We start from the raw sequence: 22,739 nt of genomic DNA, 5'->3' as shown, positions 1-22,739 counted from the left end.
ATCGAACTCATTTTTATAATTATTAATTTTTAATCTGTCCAAACTTTTGGGTGCAGTCTAAAATTGGACGCTTTTTTTTATGTTAAATAAGGATTGTATTATTTTACATTAACGATAAACCATTTACCATTTAAGTGCTCTAATGTTAAAATATATTTCTTGTTTGAATCATCGTTTAAAACAACATTTGATTCAATAATAACAATTTTTTCATCTCCATCAACTACTTTAGTCTCTTTCACTTTTGCATTCTCTAAATTAGACACAAAATTATCTTGAGAAAATTTTTGGTAAGTTGCCCAATCACTATTTCTTGTTAAAGCAAAAGCAGCAGAATAATTCTTTTTAGATACATTTTGCATAAAACGATTACTTAAAGTTGTAACCATAGCAATATCTTTACTAATAACTTTAGACACAGAATCTACTTTAGCCTCTACTGCTCCACCTACTAAATCAGTCGGAATTGAAACTGTTTTCCTTTGAGTTAAATATCTTTCTGGATGAGGAATTCTAATTAAGATATCAATTGTGTTAGATTTAATTTTTGATTGATCTAAACTTGAATATTTTAATAATATGCCATTATTACGATATAATGCATCCATAGAATTTGGATCAATTTTAGTGCGCTGTGTATAGATAATTTGATTACCACTAAACACTTCCAAAGTTGCAGTAACAGCTTTTTCTAACTGAATTTCCTGACCTTCAACATCAAAGAAAAAAGGATCTACACGAATACCTTCATCTTCTGTTTTAACTCTAAAATCAAAACGTTGAATTTTAATTGCAGGCTCATCTGAAACTTCTATAACTTCATTAACCGTAGTAGTCCCTGGCAATGGAATCCCATTTACTAATGGAACTTGATTTCTATTCCATGAAAAATTATTCTCTACAGCAATTTTTTCAGCTAGTTCAAAAACTTCATCAGCAGTTTTATTATCAACTAAATTACGAACAGCTGCCCATCTTTGCTCATCATTATTCGTTACACTTGTCTTATAATGAAATACAATGTCTAAAGCCTCTTTAAACTTGTCTTGTTGTAGTAAAGGTAATTCTTTGGCAATTTGATCAATTGTTTCATTAAAAACAACTTGATCACGACCATCGATTTTAATATTATCTTTTGTACAACTAAAAACGAATAACAACGAAGCAATTAGTAATATTCTTTTCATAGGTAAAAACTCTTCAATTTTTATAAATTAAGCTAATCAATTAATTTTTAATTGATTAGAATATATTCAGCTTATTTTTTTCAAAAGTAATCGAATTAACTTATTCTAAACACATTAGACTAAATTTTCTTCTACTTTTTTACTTTTATTTTTATCTCTTGGATCCAATTGCGATAAAAGATCTTTTGTAATTAATTCAGCTGTTTTCTCATAAAACGATTTTTGATCAATACGATTCGCAATTAAATTAGCTCCCCATGCAGCAACAAGCATATAAAAAATCACCGAATGTCTATCCGTCATTTCTAATACTAAAATTGCACATGTAAACGGTGATCTTGTAAAGGCTGTTAAAAACGCTACCATGCCTATCAAAACCAACATATTGATTTGTCTTGATTTTAATGTAAATAAGTCTCCAATAAACGCGCCAATTGATCCTCCAAAGCTTAAAGCTGGTGCAAAAATTCCTCCAGCACCTCCATTGGTAAACGATATAATTCCGTTAAACAAACGAGCTGGAATTGTGTACCATTCTACCTTCTTATCAGCTTCAAACAATAAGCGATCTAATAATAAATTCCCTGCACCAACACTATCTTTATCTGTATAAAAAACCACAGTTGCAAAAGCCATTACTGCGATAAAACCAAAAATAAATTGTTTCTTCTTTGATAATTTCTTTTTGAATTTATTGACATTAAAAGCTATTTTTCCAAAGTATGCTCCAAACACTCCACATACTAATGTAACCAATAAAAGGATTAAAAAGAATTGCCAACCATCTGGATCAACCTTTGGAAATCCAAAAACCAAATAAGGGCCTAAAATTGTTTGAGCTGTAAAACCAGCAATAATAACAGCTGAAAAAACTGTAGTCCTTAAATACTTAATATGATTTTTTGATAACTCTTCTATTGCAAAAACTATTCCACCTAACGGTGTATTGAAAGCAGCAGCTAAACCTGCTGCTCCACCCGTTATAATCATTAATTTCTGAGAAATTTTTGGCCATGAATCCGGTATTGTTCTATTTACAACATGTAAAACAGATGCTGCAATCTGAATTGTTGGTCCTTCTCTCCCCACTACTCCACCTCCAAGCGACATAAAAAAACTACTCAGAATTTTTATAAAAATGATGCGAACACTTAAAAGTTGATCGATTAATTTCTTTGATTTTTTCTTAGGTAATGATAGTGAAGCAATAACTTGTGGAATTCCACTTGCGTTGGAGTATTTCGCATATTTCTGAACAGAAATATAGGATAAAAAGAAAAACACGGGAGCTAATACAAACACCCATGCTTTATTTTGTGCATATATTTTTAAAAAAGTTGATTCACCAAAATGTAAAATTTCTGCATATAAAACAGCTAATAAACCAATCACACATGATGCAATCCAAAGTGGAATATTTTGAAAAATAAAAGCAGTAGATTCAAATCTTTTTTTGGTTACTTCCTTTACTTTTAATTCATTTGTTTTCTTTTCGTTAGCTGTTTCCATTTTTTAATTCGAGTTGATTCTCAAAGTTAAAAAACTAAAGGCACTTCTATTAATAAAACTTCTGAATTTGTTAATGCTTTAAATTGAATTTGATTTTCTGGAGTAATTTCAATTGTATCTCTTCTTCCAATCAATTTCCCATCAAACTCTATTTCACCTTCAACAACCATTAAAAAAACACCTTGATTCTTATCGTGAATTTTATAATTTACCTCTTTCTCAACATTAAATTTACCTTGGTAAATCCATGCGTTTTGATGAATCCAAACTCCTTGATCATCAGCATTTGGAGAAAGGATTTGATACATTTCATTTTCTATCTCAAAATCACGAATAGATAATTGTTGATATCTTGGCTCTACATTCTGAGCATTTGGAAAAATCCAAATCTGAAAAAATTCAGAAGTTACATCTTCAAAAGCATTCATTTCAGCATGAAAAACACCTGTTCCGGCACTCATCACCTGGATATCTCCAGTCTCGATAACAGAACCAGTTCCCATAGAATCACTATGTTTTAAACCACCTTTCGTAGGAATTGTAATAATTTCCATATTATCATGCGGGTGTTTTCCAAAACCCATTCCACCAGTTACAATATCATCATTCATTACACGTAATGCACCGAAATGAATTCTTTCCTGATCAAAATAATTTGCACAAGAATAAGAATGTTTAGTATTTAACCATCCATGGTTTGCTCCTCCTCTTTCGTCTGCTTTAAATATTTGGTATTTCATGATTTTATTTCTTTAATTCAAAGTTACCACAAACTAAAATTGAAAATCTTGATATGTGTTAATTAATGTTTTATAATGTGTTATTCTAACATTTAAGTTATTAAAATTAACAATTTGAAAAATTTGTTAATTAATCAAATTTTATCATAATTTACAATAAATTAACTATTTATAAGTTATAAATAAGTTGTTGAAATGTATAAAAAGTAGATGTGAATAGTTAGATATTCACAATTGTGAATAACACTAATAAAGGCATATGGAAGTAACATTTATCGGATGGAAATTAATTATATGGACATTTTTATGCTTTATTGCAATAATTGGTGCTACTTATATGGTTTGGAAAGTGTATAGAGCTTTAACTAAATAAAAAAAGCACCTCTAAATGAGATGCTTATATTGTTATTAACAGTGTTAATATTAGTTGTTATTTGTTTGCCAAGCAATGATTTTATCTCGGATAAACTCGGCTAATTTAATTTTTGATTGATGTGTCCATCCTGCGATATGTGGTGCAAGTACAACATTATCTGCTTCAATTAAATATTGAAACTCTTCTGGTAATTCTGAAGCAACTAATCTTTCAAAACTCGATTTTTCAAATTCTAAAACATCTAAAGCAGCTCCCAAAACCTTTCCTGTTTTCATTGCTTCGACCAAATCTTTAGTTACAACGCTCTTTCCCCTTGCTGTATTAACAAAATAGAACGGATTCTTAAAATTATTAATAAACTCTGCATTAATCATTTGCATTGTTTCTGCCGTTTGTGGAGTATGTAAACTAACAACTTGTGCACAATTAAAGAATTCTTCTAATGAAACTTGTTTTGCAAACTCATTTCCTTTATTTGCAAGAATATCGTAGCAAATTACATCAACTCCAAAACCTTGTAATCTTTTCGCAAAAGCATTTCCCATATTTCCGTAACCGATAATTCCAACCGTTTTTCCCATTAATTCATCACCGCGATTTTCTTCACGTTTCCAAATTCCATTACGTACTTCACTATCTGCACGACGTAAATGATGCATCAACATCAACAACATTCCAACTGCATGTTCACCAACCGAATCACGATTACCTTCAGGAGAATTAAACAAAATAATCCCTCTTTCAGCAGCATAATCTTCGTCAATATTCTCTAAACCAGCTCCTACTCGACCAATAAATTTTAAATTTTTTGCTTTTTCTAAAATCGATCGATCAATCGGAAATCGAGAACGAACAATCATTCCGTCGTATTGATCGATTACTTTTTCTATTTCCTCTTTTGATGAATTATAATCTTCATCAACAATAAAACCAGCTTCACGTAATCCGTTATTTAAACAGTCGTGATTAGAATCTATAGCTAATATTTTGTAGGCAGATGACATGCTTTATTTTTCTTTCAAATTTACAATAGATTTTGATATAAAACAGCTATTCACAAAGTATTCATAACTATGTTTAAAACATTTTAAATTATTGATTTTCAGTGTAAAAAATTGTTTATAATTGTGAATAAGGTAAATTAATATATTCTTTTATGATCTGTTTTTGATTTAATAATATCTCGATAATTACATGATCGGTAGGATGAAAATCTATCCCTATTTAATGAAATAAAATTTGACTTTCTAAAGATTAAACATAGGTTTATCAAGAAGTGAATGATTTGAAAATGAACTGATAAAATACGTTATTCACAAAGTCTGTTAATAGCGTTTTTCTTCCTAAATTTGCAGCATGACAATTAAAGAAATTCAAAACGAAATAGTAGACGAATTCTCATACTTCGAAGATTGGGAAGAGCGTTATGAATATTTAATCGAATTAGGAAAAAGCTTAAAAGCCTTACCAGAAGAAGCAAAAACAGATGATAAAATTATCAAAGGTTGTCAATCTTCTGTTTGGTTAGATGCAGAATTAGACGGTGAAAAAATCAATTTTACAGCCGATTCTAATGCTATTTTACCAAAAGGAATTGCTGCTTTATTAGTGCGTATGTACAACAACCAAGCACCAAAGGATATTTTAGAATCAGATACTGATTTCATCAACGAAATTGGTTTATCAGAATTCTTATCACCAACACGTGCCAACGGTTTATTAGCAATGGTAAAACAATTTAAGTTTTATGCTATTGCATTCCAATCAAAATTGAATTCATAATCACTTTATGTCAAAAAAGAAACTTTTAGCTTTACGATTTTCGGCTTTAGGCGATGTAACCATGATTGCTCCTGTTTTGGAAGAGTTTATGGATCAAAATCCTGATGTTGAAGTTTATGTTGCTTCTCGTCCGTTTATGGGTACGATTTTTAAATCGAATCCACGAATTAAATTTATTCCAATTGACTTGAATAATAACTACAAAGGTTTCTTTGGTTTGATTAAATTATTCAATGAATTAAAGGTGCATAATTTTGATTACGTAGCAGATATGCACAATGTAATCAGAACTAAAGTTGTTACCGCATTATTTGGTTTAACTGGTACAAAAACAGCAACTTTAGATAAAGGAAGAGCTGATAAAAAAGCATTAGTTTCTCAAGAAAATAGGGTTTTTCAACAATTAAAGTTAACAACTGAACGCTATGCAGATGTATTACGTTCTTTAGATTTTAGCTTAAAATTATCTCATCAAATTTCTTCAGAAAATATCAAAGAAGAAAATGCAATTGGTATTGCTCCTTTTGCTGCTTTTACAAGTAAAATGTATCCGTTGGAAAAGATGAAAATCGTGGCAACTAAATTAGCCGAAGATGGATATAAAATTTACTTATTTGGTGGTGGAAAAAAGGAAGTTGACGAGTTAAAAACATGGGAAAATTTAAATCCGAATATTAAATCATTAGCTGGAGTTTTAAAATTTGAAGAAGAACTAGAAGCAATTGCAAAACTACAAGTCATGGTTTCTATGGATAGTGCAAATATGCATTTAGCTTCATTAAAGGGTACACGAGTGATTTCTATTTGGGGCGGAACGCATCCTTATGCGGGATTCCTTGGTTATGGACAATCTAACGATGATGTAATCCAAGATGATTCTTTAGAATGTAGACCAACTTCTATCTTTGGAAAAGACCCAAAAGGATTTGAAAATTTTGATTATTTCCAGAATTTGGACGCAGAATACGTTTATCAACAAATAAAGCATAAAATCGAAAATAAATAATATTTGAAAGCACCTTTTACGAGGTGCTTTTTTATTTACCTCAATTAACATTGGGTTTACCTATAAAATTTTATTTCTTTTGAGTAAATATCTTCCTTTATACTCAAATAAAATAGACTTCAATTTTGTAGTAGTATTTCATTTATTTTTAATCACAACTTTATAAAAAAAAGCCACTCAATGCTTTGAGTGGCTTTTATATAAGTAATGTATTATCCTTTTTGATGAATCAGTTGATTCTCTATCTCCCGATCGATTTCTTTAAAGAACCCAAATCCTTTTAGAGTGATGATTATCCCGAAGACTAATAAACAAATTCCGACACCTTTTCTGATTTTATAAACCATATCATCGGTGATTCGTTTTTGTAATTTTCCGGCTAAGAAAATCTTCACTAAATCTATACAGAAATAAGTTAATAGAACAACTCCCATGTACAGTACAAAATCTTTTGGTTCTGGGTATTGAATCATAATTGATGACACAATTACGAACCAAAAAACAATGACTCCAATGTTTAATAGATTCATCACAAATCCATTAAAAAAAGTACGTAAGTAGTTATTTCCAACAACTTGTTCTTCGTTTTCTATATGCAATTTCGGTCTCGAAAAGTACATGAACAAACCGTAAATCAATACAAAAAAACCTGCAATGATATAAATACGATAAAATTTTGGATGTGTTGTTACGTAATCTGCGAAATCTTTACTCCCAAAATACGCTGCTGCGATACATAAAATATCTGCTGCAATCACTCCTAAATTTAATGTAACAGCCGATTTCCAACTCTTTCTTATGCTAGTCTCTATCAATAGAAAGAAGACTGGTCCGATTAAAATTGTACTCAAAACAAAACCGATCAGTATGGCTGATAAAATTAATTCCATAACTTGATTTAAGGGCTGCAAGATAACACTTTATCTCGATATATTAGTTTTCTACTATTTCGAAGTCTAACTGCTTCTTAATTAAATCGGCACTTATAACCTTTATTTTAACTGGAGCTCCTAATTGATATTTGATTCCTGTACGACGCCCGACTAAGGCATGATTCTTCTCATCAAAGAAGAAATGATCTCCTTCCATATTACGAGATCGAACTAAGCCTTCACAACGTGTTTCTGGGATTTCAACGAAAATTCCGTACTCCTGAACTCCTGTAATAAATGCATCGAAAGTCTGACCAACAAATTGTTCCATATACTTCACTTGCATGTATTTAATAGAATCACGCTCTGCAGTTGCTGCAACTTTTTCGCGCGCAGAACTATGCTTACATTTTTGCTCGTAAATGTCTGATGCTGGCGATTTTTTACCGTCTAAATAATCTTGTAATAAACGGTGCGCCATAACATCTGGATAACGACGAATTGGTGATGTAAAATGGGTATAATAATCAAAAGCTAATCCGTAGTGACCTACATTTTCTGTCGAATAAACCGCTTTAGCCATACAACGCATTGCTAAAGTTTCAATCATATTTTCTTCAGGTTTTCCTTTTACGTCAGCCAATAATTTGTTTAATGATTGAATCGTTGTTTTACGATCTCCTACCTCTAATTGATAATCAAATTGACGAATGAATTTCTTTAAATCCAATAATTTATCTGGATTAGGATCATCGTGAATACGATAAATATAAGTGTTTCCGTTTTCTTTTCCTTTCTTATCTAAACTAACAAATTCTGAAACTTTTTTGTTACATAGTAACATAAATTCTTCGATTAATTTATTTGAATCTTTAGATATTTTAAAGAAAATTCCTTCTGGATTATGATCTTCGTTTAAGTCGAATTTCACTTCAACTTTATCAAAATTAACTGCCCCAAATTGCATACGTTTTGCACGCATAATTTTAGCTAATTCATCTAATTTTAAAATTTCATCCTTAAAATCTCCATCAGCTCCTTCAATAATATCTTGTGCTTCTTCGTAAGTAAATCTACGATCTGAATGAATCGCTGTACGACCAAACCAAGTGTTTACAATATTGGCTTTATCGTCCATTTCAAACACACCAGAAAAAGTGTATTTATCTTCGTTAGGACGTAATGAACAAGCAACATTTGATAAAACTTCTGGTAACATAGGAACCACACGATCAACTAAATAAACAGAAGTCGCACGAGCATAGGCTTCTTTTTCTAATAAAGATCCTGGACGAACATAATGCGAAACATCTGCAATATGAACTCCAATTTCCCAATTCCCATTTTCTAAAAGACGAATTGATAAAGCATCATCAAAATCTTTTGCATCTTTCGGGTCAATCGTAAATGTTGTTATATTACGCATATCACGTCTGCGAGCAACTTCTTCCTCTGTAATCGAAGTGTCTATATTATTTGCTTCCTCTTCAACTTCTGCAGGAAATTCTGCAGGTAAATCATGTTCTAATAAAATTGCATGAATCTCTACTTCTGTTTCATTTGGATCTCCTAAAACACGAATAATTTCACCGAATGGTGAATTAGATCCTTCTGGCCAATTTGATAATCGTACAACAACTTTTTCTCCTGGTTTTGCATTATTAAAACGCTCTTTGGGAATAAAGAAATCGTGGTTACCGTTTTGCATTACAACAAACCCGAAATTTCCATTTTTACCTAATTGAAAAATACCGGTAAAATCTGTTTTATTACGTTTTATGATTTCAACAATTTCACCTTCTAATTTGGCTCCTTGTTTTTTACGCGGATATAAATATACACGGACTTCATCTCCTTGTAAGGCATTTTTTGTACGTCCTTTTTGAACAAAAATATCTTGTTCAAAATCTTCTACAATAATATAAGCAGATCCTGATGAAGTTAAGTCAACTGTACCAACATAGTAATCTTTAGTTGCGTTAACTTTATATTTTCCACGTTCTACTTCTTCGATTTTTTTATCGGCTAATAAAACGTTGATATTCTTTATTAATAATTCAACTTCAATACGATTTTCAATACGTAATGCAGCTGCAATTTGTTTATAGTTTAAAGCTTTCTTTGGATTCTGAAATAATACCTCTATAATTGATTTGGTATATTTGGTAATGTTCTTTTCTTTCTTTGAAGCTTTATTATTTTTAAAATTCTTTTTTGGCATAATTTGTTTATCCTATGTGATATCCGCTCGATATCACTCTAAATTAATATCTCTATCAACATCTTAACAAATTAGAATTCAATTAAATAATAACATATTAATATAAGATGTTAATAATCTTTATAACATAACCGTTGCAAAGGTAAGATAACTTTTGCGGAGTATAACGAGCTGGCGAGGAAGTATCTATTTATAACTCTAGTAAATAATTGTTATACGTTACTCTATTATACCAAAACTAAGCCAAAAATTAACAACTCTCAATAATAACTTTATAGTAATATAAACGATGTTTATAAACAACTAAATACTTCTGAAATACAACGAATTAACTATATTAATAAACAGTTATAAACAACTATATTATTAACTAAAAAAAGCCGCTAATAGCGGCTTTTCTAACGATAAATATTATAATAATTCAATCCCTTCTTGTTTTAGTTTTTCTTTGGTATCCTCATCCCAAATACTTGCTTGGACTTCACCAATATGTTTTAGTTTTAACATAAACATACATAAACGAGATTGTCCAATACCACCACCTATTGATTCGGTTAATTTTCCATCCAATAAAAGTGAATGGAACAATAAGTCTTTTCTTTCTAATGAATCTCTTAATTCTAATTGCTTTAATAAAGCAGCTTTATCCACACGAATTCCCATTGATGACAATTCAAATGCTTGTTCTAACACAGGGTTCCAAACTAATATATCTCCGTTTAAACCTTGATAACCAGCATCATTATCAGTACTCCAATCATCATAATCAGCAGCACGAGAATCATGTAATTCACCATTTGTTAACAAACCTCCAATTCCATAAATAAAGACAGCCCCATATTCTTTAGCTATAGCATTTTCACGCTCTTTTGCTGTATACGTAGGAAATTTCTGTAATAATTCTTCCGAAGAAATAAAAGTAATTTCTTGTGGTAAAACAGCTTTTGAAGATGGATATTTTTGTTCCACTTTCAATTCCGTTTCACGAATCGCTTCATAAATAGAAACCACAGTTTCTTTTAAATATGATAATTTTCGATCTTCAGCTTTAATTACTTTTTCCCAATCCCATTGATCAACATAAATGGAATGAATAGGTGAATAATCTTCATCAGGACGTAAAGCTTTCATATCAGTAATGATCCCTTCATCTACTTCTAATTCTAACTCTTTTAAACGAATACGTTTCCATTTCGCCAAAGAATGAACCACAACAGCTTGTTGATCAGCTAAAGATTTAATCGGAAATTTTACAGGACGCTCAATGCTATTTAAATCATCATTAATTCCAGTTCCGTCTAAAACAACTAACGGCCCTGAAACCGGAATAAGGTTAAGGTTTTGCTGTAAACCTTTTGCAAATTCGTCTTTCACAAATGATATAGCTTGTTCGCGTAGTAGTAGTGCTCTGCTCATTTCAATTAAATTTTAACTAAATATTTTTTATTTAGCCGTAAAAGTAGAATAACTAACATTACACAAACAAATGTAAACAAAAATTGCTTTAATAAAGAAATTTAATAACTATATTACTTCATTATAATTTAATAATTAAACATATAATTCAATTTAAGTTTAAATCTTAAAAAACAAAAAAGAGGTTATTTCATTAGAAATAACCTCTTATATATAGATTAACTATTTTCTTCTTAACAAGAACAAGCAATCTTGTTCACACGTGCTTCATGACGACCACCTTCAAAATCTGTAGATAAGAAAGTATCTACAATTTGCTCTGCATATTCATAAGCAATGAAACGAGCTGGTAATGTTAACACGTTTGCATTATTGTGCTGACGAGCTAAAGCCGCAATATCTGTCATCCAACATAAAGCTGCACGTACTTTTTGGTGTTTATTTGCTGTCATTGTTACTCCTTGTGCACTTCCACAAAGTAAAATTCCAAACTCAGCATTTCCTTCCTCTACTTTAGTCGCCACTGCGTGTGCAAAATCAGGGTAATCAACACTATCTGTTGAAAAAGGGCCAATATCCTCAATATCAAATCCTTTACCTGTTAAAAAGGCTACTAATTTAGCCTTATATTCATACCCAGCGTGGTCTGATCCAATTACAATTTTCATACTATTAACAACTGTTTTTTATGTTTTTGTTTTAAATTACTGTAAATCAAAGGTTAAGATGAAGTAACAACTTGTTAAGATTTAGATTAATAATTCTAATAAGTTTAGAGCACAAAAATTTGGAAATGTGCTTAAAAATTCGAATCAAATTTATTTCAATACAAGTCAAGTAAAACTTTTCATCTTGGCATGAAAAATTTACACACGTTTATTAATACTTTTCACAGTTTAACTTTTTCACAAAAGTTGTTTATGAACAGATTTAATAAAATGTTGATACAGATTCTAAACCTCTAATTATAAAGCAAAATTACAAATAATAACCTGTTAATAGAAGTGAAACAAAATTTATCTCACTTTAGTTATTCACATATTAACAGTGCTAATAGTAGGTATATATTTTTCTTTTTTTAAAAAATTAAAAACTAAGTTAATTATTATATATGTTTATAAATGTTGATAGTTGAAAAAGGTTGAAATCAAAATTCAATTAAGAATCAAAGATTAATTACATTTGTACAACAAATTATTCCAAACAAAATGAAAACAATTAACGACTTCAACTTTGAAAACAAGAAAGCCTTAATCCGTGTTGATTTTAATGTTCCGCAAGACGAAAACTTAAAAGTTACCGATGACACAAGAATTAAAGCCGCTGAACCAACGATCGCTAAAATTTTAAAGGATGGTGGTGCAGTTGTGTTAATGAGCCATCTGGGACGTCCTAAAGGCGAATTCAATGATAAATATGCTTTAAAACATATTGCATATAAAGTTTCTGAAATTCTTGGTGTAGATGTAATTGTTGCTGAAGATGTTATTGGCGACGATGCGAAACAAAAAGTAAGTAATCTAAAACCAGGCCAAGTTTTATTATTAGAAAATGTTCGTTTCCACGCAGAGGAAGAAAAAGGTGATACTGATTTTGCAAAAGCTTTAGCTGCTTTTGGAGATATCTATGTAAACGATGCTTTTGGAACTGCACACCGTGCACACGCTTCTACTGCAATTGTTGCTGAATTTTTTCCAGAAAATAAATGTTTTGGGTTGTTAATGGAACAAGAATTAACAGCTATTAAAAAAGTGTTAGAAGATGGTGAAAATCCTGTAACAGCAATACTTGGAGGTGCAAAAGTATCTTCTAAGATTACTATTATTAACAACATTTTACCAGTTATTGATAACTTGATTATTGGTGGTGGTATGACATATACTTTCGTGAAAGCAAAAGGAGGACAAATCGGAAAATCGTTAGTAGAAGACGATAAATTAGATTTAGCCAAAGAAATTTTAACTGCTTGTGAAACTCATAATGTAAAAGTTTATTTACCAATTGATAATGTAATTGCAGATGATTTTAACAATGAAGCTAATCGTCAAATATCTGCAGTTGGTGAAATTCCAGACGGATGGATGGGAATGGATGTTGCTGAAGAAACAATTAAACAAAATGCTGAAGTAATTAAAAATTCGAAAACAATTCTTTGGAATGGTCCATTAGGAGTTTTTGAAATGTCAAACTTCGCAGCCGGAACTGTTGCTTTAGGTGATGCTATTGCAGAAGCTACAGCAAACGGAGCATTTTCGTTAGTTGGCGGTGGTGATTCTGTTGCATTTGCAAAACAATTTGGTTACGATACTAAAGTTAGCTACGTTTCTACTGGTGGTGGAGCAATGTTAGAATCTTTAGAAGGAAAAGAATTACCAGGAGTTGCAGCAATTTTAAAATAAAAAAATCTCTCATATATTTGATTTGAAGTCGGGCGATTAGTCCGACTTTTTTATTGGTTAAATTTAAGATTGTTAAAAACTTAATACTGATAATCAATAAATTAAAAGGTTATTAATAGTCTTTATTAATAACTGTTGATAATGATTTAATGTTAATTATATCATTGATTTATAATGTTCTAAAACATATCTTTTGTTTTTCCGTTTTATTCTTATAACAATCTATTTATGGATATATATAAATTAAGAATTAACGAAGTAGAAAATCATTTTTTGCAGAATGATTTAAGTTTAGGATTTCGTCGTTTAATTGATTTGATTCTTGATTTGGGTGATATCTCTTATTACCGAAAAATTTTAGCTTACGCAGATTTATTTTACGAAGAATCAAACCAAGATAATTTCCGAAAAGAACAAGCGCTACAAATTATAGGAGAATTAAAACTTCTTCCCTCTCCTATTTTTCAAGAAGAAGTTGTTTTATTAAAAACAAATCAGGTTGAAAAATCTTATGCCCGCAGAAATTTTAAGCTTCATCCGATTACATTCGATTTAAAATCGAGAGAAGTTGTTGGATTAGTTGGTGAAAATGGAAACGGTAAAACAACTTTACTCCGAATTATTGGTGGCGAATTAAAACCAACTGCCGGATCAATTGATTATAATTTTTCGAAAGCGGATTTATTTAGCTTCGAATTGAAGTCGCAATTAGTTTATGTTCCGCAGCGAATTGAAGAATTGTACGGAAATTTAATGAACAATTTACAATTCACTTTAAGTTCGTATAACATCAAAGGCGAAGAAAATTTTTTGTTGGCACAAGTTATGTTAGCGCGTTTGGGATTATGGCAATATCGTAATTTAGAATGGAGTCAACTCTCATCAGGTTATAAGATGCGCTTCGAATTGGCAAGAACTTTATTGCGTCGCCCAAAAGTTTTATTGCTGGACGAACCGTTGGCAAATTTGGATATTATGGCGCAACAAATAATCTTAGAAGATTTAAAATTTTTATCACAATCTGTTCGTAATCCGTTCGGTGTTATTCTGAGTTCTCAACAATTGTATGAAGTTGAAAAAGTATCAACAGAAGTTATATTTTTAGAACAAGGAAAGCTTAAAAATCAGACAAATGAAGTTGAATCTGATGTAAATTTTACGATCATAGAAATTGATGTTACTAATTCAAAAGAAGAGTTATTAACAGTATTAAATCCATTAAATTTAAAAGAAATCAAATTCAATGGAGGTTCGTATATCGCTTATTTCGATTCAGGAGTTTCGATTAAAAATGTTTTAACTCAATTAGGAAATTCAGATTTAGATGTTAAATATGTAAGAGATATTTCAGCCTCAAGCCGTCGTTTCTTCGTTAATTAATCTTGCTACTATGTTCAAAAAAATAAATCAATATTTAATTACCAATTATCCTTTGGTTTGGAATCTAAAATTAGTTTGGATTTTAGCCATCGGAATTTTAGCGAATCTAATTGCTTTTGTCAACGGATTTTTTAGTTTTAATTCCAAAACTCAGCTTTTAGAGTATAATCTTTTCGATATTTTTTATAACAATAATTATTTCATTTTTTATTTTATCACTTGTTTAATTATTCTGATTATTTGGTTGTATTTCTATATCAAAAACAATCGATTCAAATCTAAATATCCAACCAGTCGAAATTATTTATTCAAAGAGTTTTTAGGAGTTTTTTCAATTCTATTGTTGTTCCTAACAATTCCGAATATGTTTAAATTAGGATTAACAACACGAGTTGCAAATTATATTTCGGACGAACAATTCGAAAAAGATGTCGATTTAATTAATCGTACTTCTCCATTTACACTTCAAAAAAATACAGGATATTCTAACTATTCAAGAAATTTATCCGTTCCGGTTTTCGATTCGTTGGTTACCAATCAAGAAGTTTTAGAATTACATGCGAAAAAAGAAAAGGAGCATTATTTACAATATCCTTTAGGAAGTTATACAGATTTAATAGAGCCTTATTTTAGAAATGAGGAATTTAATGAGTTATTGTATGATAAATTAAAGGCACAATATCCGAAACATAATGTCAATTTTCAAGAAACCTATTATGAATATGATAAGGACAAATCTCAGCCTGATTATACTACTTATTATGAACCTGATGTAGTTGAAGAAGTTATTTCATCAACAGAAGATGAAGCAGACAATTCTATTAAAATTATTTACAGTTTATATAATTTTAGCAACTATACTTTTGAGGTTCCAAATCATCCAGAATTTACGCACAAATATTACGATGAACAATTAATAAAAACCTTACAAAATAATGACCGTAAGGAAATTGAAAGGTTATTAACAGCTTATCAAAAATTGTTAGATCAGCATAAAATTGGGTATGAATTTAAAACTAAAAAGTGGATAGATTACATTCCAAATGCACCATATTTTTTCGTGAAAGATGAATTACAGAATAGTACAAAAATCCAGAATAAAGTAACAATTTATAAGGATCATGTGAATGTAATTTCTTTAAACCAATTGTATAAAAATGTAGAAAAAGCAAAGTATAATTCTTCGATTTTTGCAGACTTTCAGTTTTTTATGTTATTCGCATTAGGTGTAACAATTTTAATTATAACATTTAGGTTCTCTTCTTTCAAAGTTTGGTTAATCAGTTTGGTTGGATTCTTAATTTTAGGAATTATTTTTTCCTGTATACAATTAGTTTTAAATGCTGTCGGAATCGACTTTTATCAAGAATATATCATAGCAATATTATTCTATATTTTGTTTTTAGCATTTATTATTTACGGATTATACAATCATAAAAATAAAATAATCACTGGAGTTGCTTTAAATTGGTTTGTTATAACAACAACATTTATCGGTTTATTGATTTTAAGCTTTTATAAAGAAGTAAAAATTGATCAATTGGCAAAAAAATTAAAAGTTGAAACATATGAAACTTACAATCATCCAGAAATCAAATTTTTAGATGATTTACAATTGTATTATTTATTTTATCTACCAATTGTATTCATTATATTCTTTTATTTCGTCATTAATTGGTACAAAAAATGGCAAGCAATGCCAGAAGAATAAATCAAAAAAAGCGAGTATTATTACTCGCTTTTTTTGATTGAATTTCGGTTAGTAAAAAGGGATTGATCCTCTTTTATTATCAAATATGTAATGAGTGTTTTTTTCGATTTTTTAAAACTGTAGTAAATGTAATTTGTATCAACCTTATGTTTCAGTCATAAAACTGAAACACAAAAAAGGCTAATAACATTTCTTTTTCCTGGTTTCGGAAAATGGTTAGGGTTACGTTCCTAAATGCATAATTCGTACCAAAACAATAAGAAAAAAATCTTTCATCAACTTTTTCCAGAGAAAAAGTTGATGAAAAATTAAAATTTAAACTTCATAAAAGAAGTAATGGTTTAATTATTAATTGTTTAAAATTTTAAAAATAACATATACTTTTTTTGTTAAAAAATGATTTTTAAAGATTATCCTCTTTTACTTTTATCAAATTCTCTAAAATCTCCACGTTTTTTCATTTGACCTCTATCTTTCATTTTTAATTCTCGATCTTGTTTATACTGTGCAAATTGTTTTTTACCCATAATTTGCTCCAGTTTTTTATCAAATTGTTTACGATCCTGTTCTTTTTGTTTTGCAAATTCTTTTTGTTGTTTGTCAAAACCTTTTCTCATATCACGATCACGTTCTTGGTGTAGATCTTTTATTTTTTGTTTTTGAACAGATGATAAATCATATTTTTCGTAACGCTTCATTTGTTGCTCTGCAGATGGTCGCTTTTTATCTTTAAAATCTGGTTTTACTTGACGTCTTCCATCCTTCACTTCTACTTTTTCTTTTCCATCTTTAAATGGTTGTTCTGGTCTTTGTTGAGCTGATACGCTTAATACTGCGAATAAACTTGCTAATGCTAAAAATTGTTTCATAATTGTATGTTTTTTGAATGTTTTACTTAATTAATAAAATCATATAGATATGATCTTGTTTATTTTCTTAAGTCAAAGGTGCGACACATATTTTTTACCGAAAAAATATTGAGGTAAACTGGATTTAAGTGTCGGTAAACAAAGGGACTTCTTAAATAATTTAACAAAAATGTCAAATTTTTAGTGCTAAATTTTACTATAGAATAGTGTTTAAAACTTCTCAATAACTTTTAAACATATCACTACTAATCCTCAATAGTTTCTATTGTATCTTCGTTTTAACAAAGTTTAACTTATTTACAATAAACTTTTAAATACAAAACTTACACATTGTTCTTATTTTTAATGAAATTTGAATGATTAAACCGAATTAAATAAATTTCATCGGAATTTTGGATATACAACAACTTAACGAACAGATTGAAGCTAAAAGCGAATCTATCACTCGCTTAACTTCTGAAATCAATAAAACGATTATTGGACAAGAGAAAATGGTCGAAAGTTTATTGATTGGATTATTAGGTAACGGACACGTTTTATTAGAAGGTGTTCCTGGATTGGCTAAAACTTTAGCAATCAAAACGCTTTCAGAAGCTGTAGATGGTAGTTTTTCTCGTATACAATTTACTCCTGATTTGTTACCTGCCGATGTGGTTGGTACAATGATTTATAATGTAAAAGAGAATGATTTCAGAATTAAGAAAGGTCCAATCTTCGCTAACTTCGTATTAGCTGATGAGATTAACCGTTCTCCTGCAAAAGTCCAATCTGCATTATTAGAAGCGATGCAAGAAAAGCAAGTAACAATTGGTGACGAAACGTACAAATTGGATACACCTTTCTTAGTATTAGCAACTCAGAATCCAGTAGAACAAGAAGGAACTTATCCACTTCCTGAAGCGCAGGTCGATCGTTTTATGTTGAAAACTGTTATTACGTATCCAGAATTAGAAGCGGAGCGAATGATTTTACGTCATTCCATTAATCAATCATTTCCAAAAATTAACAAAGTAATTTCTATCCAAGAGTTATTAGAAGCAAGAGAAATGGTAAAACAGGTTTATATGGATGAGAAAATCGAGAAATACATTCTTGATATTATCAACGCAACACGTTTTCCAGAAAAAGTTGGTTTAGAAAAATTAGTTCCGATGATTTCTTTTGGATCATCTCCTCGTGGATCTATCAACTTAGCTCAAGCTTCAAAAGTTTATGCATTTTTACGCAAAAGAGCTTACGTAATTCCCGATGATGTTCGTGCAATGGCAAAAGATGTTTTACGTCATCGTATCGGAGTTAGTTACGAAGCAGAAGCAGAAAATGTAACAACAGAAGAAATTATTGATAACATTCTTAATGTGGTTCCAGTTCCTTAATCTTTCAATTTATTTTGGATACTAAAGAAATTTTAAAACGTGTAAAACGTATTGAATTAAAAAGTAAGCGTAAAGCGAGCAATTTATTCATGGGCGAATACCATAGTTCGTTCAAAGGACGCGGTATGATTTTTAGTGAAGTTCGTCCTTATCAATACGGAGACGATGTTAGAAATATTGATTGGAACAAAACTGCGCGTTACAGCGAACCTTATGTAAAAGTTTTTGAGGAAGAAAGAGAATTAACCATGTATTTGTTGATTGATGTTTCTGAATCTGGAAACTTCGGAACGCGCAAACAAATTAAAATGGAAACTATTGCTGAGATCGCTGCTTCGTTAGCTTTTTCAGCAACTACTTACAATGATAAAGTAGGTTTGGTTTTATACACAGATCAAATCGAAAAATTTATTCCTCCTAAAAAAGGAAAACAACATGTCTTACGAATTGTACGAGAAATTATTTCGTTCGAACCAAAAAGTAAGAAAACTGATTTAGCCGTAACCTTAGAACAATTTATGAAATATGCGCGTCGAAAATCGAATGTGTTTATTATTTCAGATTTTATTGATTCATCAGATTATGATAAACCGTTGCGCGTTGCTTCAAAAAAGCACGACATTACGGGACTTCGTATTTATGATGAAAAAGAGACTGCTTTTCCAAATATCGGATTGGTAAATGTACAAGATCAAGAAACTGGAGAAATTCGGTTAATTGATACTTCTTCTGCCGAAACCAGAAAAATGTACGCGGCATATTACCACGAATTAGATAAAAGATACCATGCAATTTTCAAAAAAAATAATGCAGGAAGTTTATCTATTCGTTCTGATCAAGATTATGTTCATCCTTTGTTAAACTATTTTAAAAGTCATCGTTTTTAATATGAAGAAGCTATTACTTTTAGGAAGTTTATTTGTATCGTCTATTGGTTTTGCTCAAGAATTAGATGCAAAAATTGATACGACAAAAATTAAAATCGGAGAACCTGTTCGGTTAACTTATTCAATTGATTTTAATAAAGGAGATAAAATTCAATTTCAATCATTAAAAGATACACTTTCTTATCACATCGAAATTATTGATCAAAAAATTGATACAGTAATGGAAGGTGAAAAAAAGAAAATTGTGCATCAATTGGATTTGACTTCATATGATGCTGGCGAATATTTTATTCCGACTATTCCAGTTGAAAAAAATGGAGAAATTTTCAGAACACCATCTTTCCAAATTGATGTACAAGATGTTGAAGTAGATACGGCTCAAGCTAAAGTTCATCCAATAAAACCAATCATGTCTGTAGAATATACAATGCGTGATTATTGGAATAAATATTGGATTTACGGAATCGTTGCTTTAGTTCTTTTTATTATAGCTCTTGTTTTAATCGTTTTATTTATTCGATCAAAATCTAGAAATTTAAAGAATAATGAACCAAAAACGCCTTATGAAGAAATGGTTTTAGGTTTGAAATCTTTAGATGCAAAAAAATATTTAAATCGAGGAGAACAAAGAGAATATTATACGCAGTTATCTTTTATTTTGCGAAGATATATTGGAAAAGTTTATCATTTTTCAGCATTAGAAATTTTATCAGATGATTTAGCAAAAACGATTGAAAATCGTGAAGATGTAATTACTGAGGATAAACAAACTTTTAGAAAATTCTTATTCGATTCAGATTTAGTAAAATTTGCGAAGCAAGAATTAAATGAAGAAAAAAACACGACGTACAGAACGTGGGTTGGTGAATTTGTAGAACGTATAAAACCGCTTGATCTTCCGGAAAATGATTCAGAAACAGAAGATAAAGTTACAGGTGAGAAATACAAAAAGTGGGATAATAGCTAATGTTTAACTTTGAATTTCAGACGCCGTGGTTATTACTTTTGTTATTGATTTTACCATTTTTCATTTACCGAGAAATAAAAAAATCAACACAGAAAAAAGCGTCTCTAAAAATTAGTTCGCTAAAACCATTTGGTGCTACAAAAAGTAATTTATCTAGTTATAAACCTTTACTTTTTGTGATGCGAATGTTAGCTATGGCTTTATGCATTATAGCCTTGGCACGACCAAGAATCGTAGATGTTACAACACAAATAAAGGCAGACGAAGGTGTTGATATCTTGGTAACTGTTGATACTTCTTTAAGTATGATGGCACAAGATTTAAAACCAGATCGTTTAAATGCCCTAAAAGAAGTAGCGAAGGAATTTGCAAATCAGCGACCAACTGACCGTATTGGTTTGGTTGAATATTCTGGTGAAGCATTAACTCGAGTTCCGTTAACAACGGATAGAGATATGTTAATTTCTGAAATTGATCGTTTACAATCTGGTAATTTAGAAGACGGAACAGCAATAGGTGTTGGTTTAGCAACAGCGATTAATCATTTAAAAGATAGTAAAGCTGTTTCTAAAGTTATTATCTTAATTACAGATGGTGTAGAAAGTATAAATCCTTCTGCCGATTTAATGTATGTTTCTCCAAGACAAGCAGCAGAAATTGCAGCGTCTAAAGGTATAAAAGTTTATACAATTGGTATTGGTACAAATGGTCAAGCGCCATTTCCTACTGGATATGATATTTATGGAGGATTGATTTTCAAAATGCGTCCAGTAGAAATTGATGAAATTTTATTAGAAGAAATTGCAGATAAAACCGGAGGTTTATATTTTCGTGCTACAAGTAACGAAACACTAAAAAATATTTATTCGGAGATTGATCGATTAGAAAAATCAGAAATCAACGAAATCAAATTTTATAACTATACAGAACTTTACACAAAATTCTTATTACCAGCTTTAATTTTATTGTTGTTAGAAATTGTGTTAAGAAGAACCGTATTTAAAGAATTAATCTAATGCAGTGGGGTGATTTTGGACAAATAATATGGTTATTGGCTTTATTCGTAATCATCATTTTATCGGTAAATGTTTACCGATGGAGAGAACGTGTAAAAACAACTTTTGCCGATAAACATTTACTTCCTTTTATTTTTCCGATGATTTCATCGAGACGATTTTTATTAAAATTGTTCTTGTCATGTGCTGCAATTTTTTTGATTATTGTTGCGTTGATGGATCCGTTATTTGGACAAAAAGAAGTTGAAGTAAAACGTGAAGGAATCGATATGGTTTTCGTTTTAGATTTATCTTCAAGTATGAATGCGCAAGATGTCGCTCCGTCACGTATAGAAAAATCAACGAAATTTATTGCTGACATGATGCATCAGTTAGGCGGAGATCGTGCAGGATTGGTTGTTTTTGCAGCAAATGCTTACACAATTTCACCTTTAACAAATGATTATGCGGCAATTGAAAGTTATTTACAAAGTGTAAATACAGAGTTAATTTCGAGCCAAGGAACAGATTTCCAGAACGCGGTACAAGAAGCATCAAAGTTATTGAGTAAATCAGCAAATCAAAGTAAAATGATTGTGATTATCTCTGATGGAGAGGATAACGAAAATAGTACTGGAAATGCTGCCAAATTAGCAAAAGAACAAAATATTCATATCGTTACAGTTAGTGTTGGAACCGAAAAAGGTGGTCCAATTCCGATGTATTACAATGGATATCAAGATGATTTTAAAAGAGATCGAAGCGGTAATACCGTGATTTCTAAGTTAGAATCTAATAATCTTCGCAAGTTAGCAGAACAAACAAACGGAACTTATATTCAATTAAATTCTATTCAGGAAGCAATCTCAAATTTAGCTTTTTACAAAACAAGATTGAATAAGAATGAGATAGCAACTTCTACAACAAAAGATATGAATCATATCTATCAATGGTTTTTAGGATTTGCATTATTGTTACTTTTTATAGAATTATTAACATCTGAATATAAGATTTTTAAGAAGAGAATTAAGTAGATTTGTATGAGA

The 22,739-nt window shown here is 30.2% G+C and carries 19 protein-coding genes; 10 read left to right on the top strand and 9 right to left on the bottom strand.

All coding sequences use genetic code 11. From position 1 onward, the window contains the following. Nucleotides 1–98 precede the first annotated feature (98 nt). From EAH69_RS12475 to EAH69_RS12460, 4 genes are all read right to left on the bottom strand, one after another. The gene (locus tag EAH69_RS12475) at nucleotides 99–1,187 is read right to left on the bottom strand and encodes a hypothetical protein (RefSeq protein ID WP_121935542.1); all 1,089 of its coding nucleotides are present in this window, start codon (nucleotides 1,185–1,187) and stop codon (nucleotides 99–101) included. Nucleotides 1,188–1,301: 114 nt separating this feature from the next. After that, complete coding sequence (locus tag EAH69_RS12470) at nucleotides 1,302–2,696, bottom strand: chloride channel protein (protein ID WP_121935541.1); 1,395 nt, start codon at nucleotides 2,694–2,696, stop codon at nucleotides 1,302–1,304. A 26-nt stretch (nucleotides 2,697–2,722) separates the two neighbouring features. Continuing rightward, a complete protein-coding gene (locus EAH69_RS12465; protein WP_121935540.1) occupies nucleotides 2,723–3,436 on the bottom strand; it encodes a pirin family protein in 714 nt (237 codons plus the stop codon). Nucleotides 3,437–3,859: 423 nt separating this feature from the next. Further along, nucleotides 3,860–4,816, bottom strand: coding sequence for a 2-hydroxyacid dehydrogenase (locus EAH69_RS12460; RefSeq protein WP_121935539.1), 957 nt, complete (start codon nucleotides 4,814–4,816; stop codon nucleotides 3,860–3,862). 352 nt (nucleotides 4,817–5,168) lie between these two features. On the opposite strand from EAH69_RS12460, the gene EAH69_RS12455 reads away from it, so the two are divergent. Further along, complete coding sequence (locus tag EAH69_RS12455; RefSeq protein WP_121935538.1) at nucleotides 5,169–5,594, top strand: SufE family protein; 426 nt, start codon at nucleotides 5,169–5,171, stop codon at nucleotides 5,592–5,594. A 7-nt stretch (nucleotides 5,595–5,601) separates the two neighbouring features. Next, the gene (locus EAH69_RS12450; protein WP_121935537.1) at nucleotides 5,602–6,600 is read left to right on the top strand and encodes a glycosyltransferase family 9 protein; all 999 of its coding nucleotides are present in this window, start codon (nucleotides 5,602–5,604) and stop codon (nucleotides 6,598–6,600) included. A 212-nt stretch (nucleotides 6,601–6,812) separates the two neighbouring features. Here the strand turns inward: EAH69_RS12450 and EAH69_RS12445 are convergent, their stop codons facing one another. The 4 genes from EAH69_RS12445 to rpiB all read right to left on the bottom strand — a co-directional run bounded on the left by EAH69_RS12445 (nucleotide 6,813) and on the right by rpiB (nucleotide 11,777). Next, nucleotides 6,813–7,490: a LysE family translocator gene (locus EAH69_RS12445; RefSeq protein WP_121935536.1), complete on the bottom strand. Its 678-nt coding sequence runs from the start codon at nucleotides 7,488–7,490 to the stop codon at nucleotides 6,813–6,815. A gap of 43 nt (nucleotides 7,491–7,533) precedes the next feature. Then, on the bottom strand, nucleotides 7,534–9,693 hold the full coding sequence (gene rnr, locus EAH69_RS12440) for a ribonuclease R (RefSeq protein ID WP_121935535.1): 2,160 nt from the start codon (nucleotides 9,691–9,693) through the stop codon (nucleotides 7,534–7,536). A 411-nt stretch (nucleotides 9,694–10,104) separates the two neighbouring features. Beyond that, nucleotides 10,105–11,109 (bottom strand): aspartate--ammonia ligase, encoded by a 1,005-nt coding sequence (gene asnA, locus EAH69_RS12435; RefSeq protein WP_121935534.1) that lies wholly within the window; start codon nucleotides 11,107–11,109, stop codon nucleotides 10,105–10,107. A gap of 233 nt (nucleotides 11,110–11,342) precedes the next feature. Continuing rightward, entirely contained in the window at nucleotides 11,343–11,777 is a 435-nt protein-coding gene (gene rpiB / locus EAH69_RS12430) for a ribose 5-phosphate isomerase B (RefSeq protein ID WP_121935533.1), read from the bottom strand. Nucleotides 11,778–12,317: 540 nt separating this feature from the next. Here rpiB and EAH69_RS12425 point away from each other — a divergent pair. From EAH69_RS12425 to EAH69_RS12415, 3 genes are all read left to right on the top strand, one after another. Next, nucleotides 12,318–13,508, top strand: a complete 1,191-nt coding sequence (locus tag EAH69_RS12425; protein ID WP_121935532.1) for a phosphoglycerate kinase — start codon at nucleotides 12,318–12,320, stop codon at nucleotides 13,506–13,508. A gap of 228 nt (nucleotides 13,509–13,736) precedes the next feature. Beyond that, the gene (locus EAH69_RS12420) at nucleotides 13,737–14,888 is read left to right on the top strand and encodes an ABC transporter ATP-binding protein (RefSeq protein WP_121935531.1); all 1,152 of its coding nucleotides are present in this window, start codon (nucleotides 13,737–13,739) and stop codon (nucleotides 14,886–14,888) included. 10 nt (nucleotides 14,889–14,898) lie between these two features. Beyond that, nucleotides 14,899–16,599 (top strand): hypothetical protein, encoded by a 1,701-nt coding sequence (locus tag EAH69_RS12415; RefSeq protein ID WP_121935530.1) that lies wholly within the window; start codon nucleotides 14,899–14,901, stop codon nucleotides 16,597–16,599. 410 nt (nucleotides 16,600–17,009) lie between these two features. On the opposite strand, the gene EAH69_RS12410 is transcribed toward EAH69_RS12415, so the two are convergent. Then, nucleotides 17,010–17,468, bottom strand: a complete 459-nt coding sequence (locus EAH69_RS12410; protein ID WP_121935529.1) for a hypothetical protein — start codon at nucleotides 17,466–17,468, stop codon at nucleotides 17,010–17,012. A 392-nt stretch (nucleotides 17,469–17,860) separates the two neighbouring features. Between EAH69_RS12410 and EAH69_RS12405 the strand changes: the two genes are divergently transcribed. The 5 genes from EAH69_RS12405 to EAH69_RS12385 are packed head-to-tail and all read left to right on the top strand — an operon-like array spanning nucleotide 17,861 to nucleotide 22,727. Beyond that, on the top strand, nucleotides 17,861–18,844 hold the full coding sequence (locus EAH69_RS12405) for an AAA family ATPase (RefSeq protein ID WP_121935528.1): 984 nt from the start codon (nucleotides 17,861–17,863) through the stop codon (nucleotides 18,842–18,844). Between the two features lie 14 nt (nucleotides 18,845–18,858). Beyond that, on the top strand, nucleotides 18,859–19,731 hold the full coding sequence (locus tag EAH69_RS12400; protein WP_121935527.1) for a DUF58 domain-containing protein: 873 nt from the start codon (nucleotides 18,859–18,861) through the stop codon (nucleotides 19,729–19,731). Between the two features lies 1 nt (nucleotide 19,732). Then, nucleotides 19,733–20,698: a BatD family protein gene (locus EAH69_RS12395; protein ID WP_121935526.1), complete on the top strand. Its 966-nt coding sequence runs from the start codon at nucleotides 19,733–19,735 to the stop codon at nucleotides 20,696–20,698. Next, nucleotides 20,698–21,714, top strand: a complete 1,017-nt coding sequence (locus EAH69_RS12390; protein WP_121935525.1) for a vWA domain-containing protein — start codon at nucleotides 20,698–20,700, stop codon at nucleotides 21,712–21,714. The genes EAH69_RS12395 and EAH69_RS12390 overlap by 1 nt, the downstream gene beginning before the upstream one ends. Continuing rightward, a complete protein-coding gene (locus tag EAH69_RS12385; RefSeq protein WP_121935524.1) occupies nucleotides 21,714–22,727 on the top strand; it encodes a vWA domain-containing protein in 1,014 nt (337 codons plus the stop codon). Before EAH69_RS12390 ends, EAH69_RS12385 begins: the two co-directional genes overlap by 1 nt. Nucleotides 22,728–22,739: the final 12 nt, after the last annotated feature.

It is taken from the genome of Faecalibacter macacae (assembly GCF_003687725.1).
In the GTDB taxonomy this organism is placed as follows: domain Bacteria; phylum Bacteroidota; class Bacteroidia; order Flavobacteriales; family Weeksellaceae; genus Empedobacter; species Empedobacter macacae.
Note: the sequence above shows the minus strand (reverse complement) of the source record. Positions and strands in the feature narration are given on the sequence as shown.

Bases quoted from the DNA above. Each gene is read 5' to 3' on its own strand.
- EAH69_RS12465 (WP_121935540.1), bottom strand. From the start codon at position 3,436: ATGAAATACCAAATATTTAAAGCAGACGAAAGAGGAGGAGCAAACCAT.
- EAH69_RS12415 (WP_121935530.1), top strand. From the start codon at position 14,899: ATGTTCAAAAAAATAAATCAATATTTAATTACCAATTATCCTTTGGTT.
- EAH69_RS12385 (WP_121935524.1), top strand. From the start codon at position 21,714: ATGCAGTGGGGTGATTTTGGACAAATAATATGGTTATTGGCTTTATTC.
- EAH69_RS12475 (WP_121935542.1), bottom strand. From the start codon at position 1,187: ATGAAAAGAATATTACTAATTGCTTCGTTGTTATTCGTTTTTAGTTGT.
- EAH69_RS12395 (WP_121935526.1), top strand. From the start codon at position 19,733: ATGAAGAAGCTATTACTTTTAGGAAGTTTATTTGTATCGTCTATTGGT.
- rnr (WP_121935535.1), bottom strand. From the start codon at position 9,693: ATGCCAAAAAAGAATTTTAAAAATAATAAAGCTTCAAAGAAAGAAAAG.
- EAH69_RS12470 (WP_121935541.1), bottom strand. From the start codon at position 2,696: ATGGAAACAGCTAACGAAAAGAAAACAAATGAATTAAAAGTAAAGGAA.
- EAH69_RS12455 (WP_121935538.1), top strand. From the start codon at position 5,169: ATGACAATTAAAGAAATTCAAAACGAAATAGTAGACGAATTCTCATAC.
- asnA (WP_121935534.1), bottom strand. From the start codon at position 11,109: ATGAGCAGAGCACTACTACTACGCGAACAAGCTATATCATTTGTGAAA.
- EAH69_RS12390 (WP_121935525.1), top strand. From the start codon at position 20,698: ATGTTTAACTTTGAATTTCAGACGCCGTGGTTATTACTTTTGTTATTG.
- EAH69_RS12425 (WP_121935532.1), top strand. From the start codon at position 12,318: ATGAAAACAATTAACGACTTCAACTTTGAAAACAAGAAAGCCTTAATC.
- EAH69_RS12410 (WP_121935529.1), bottom strand. From the start codon at position 17,468: ATGAAACAATTTTTAGCATTAGCAAGTTTATTCGCAGTATTAAGCGTA.
- rpiB (WP_121935533.1), bottom strand. From the start codon at position 11,777: ATGAAAATTGTAATTGGATCAGACCACGCTGGGTATGAATATAAGGCT.
- EAH69_RS12450 (WP_121935537.1), top strand. From the start codon at position 5,602: ATGTCAAAAAAGAAACTTTTAGCTTTACGATTTTCGGCTTTAGGCGAT.
- EAH69_RS12460 (WP_121935539.1), bottom strand. From the start codon at position 4,816: ATGTCATCTGCCTACAAAATATTAGCTATAGATTCTAATCACGACTGT.
- EAH69_RS12445 (WP_121935536.1), bottom strand. From the start codon at position 7,490: ATGGAATTAATTTTATCAGCCATACTGATCGGTTTTGTTTTGAGTACA.
- EAH69_RS12420 (WP_121935531.1), top strand. From the start codon at position 13,737: ATGGATATATATAAATTAAGAATTAACGAAGTAGAAAATCATTTTTTG.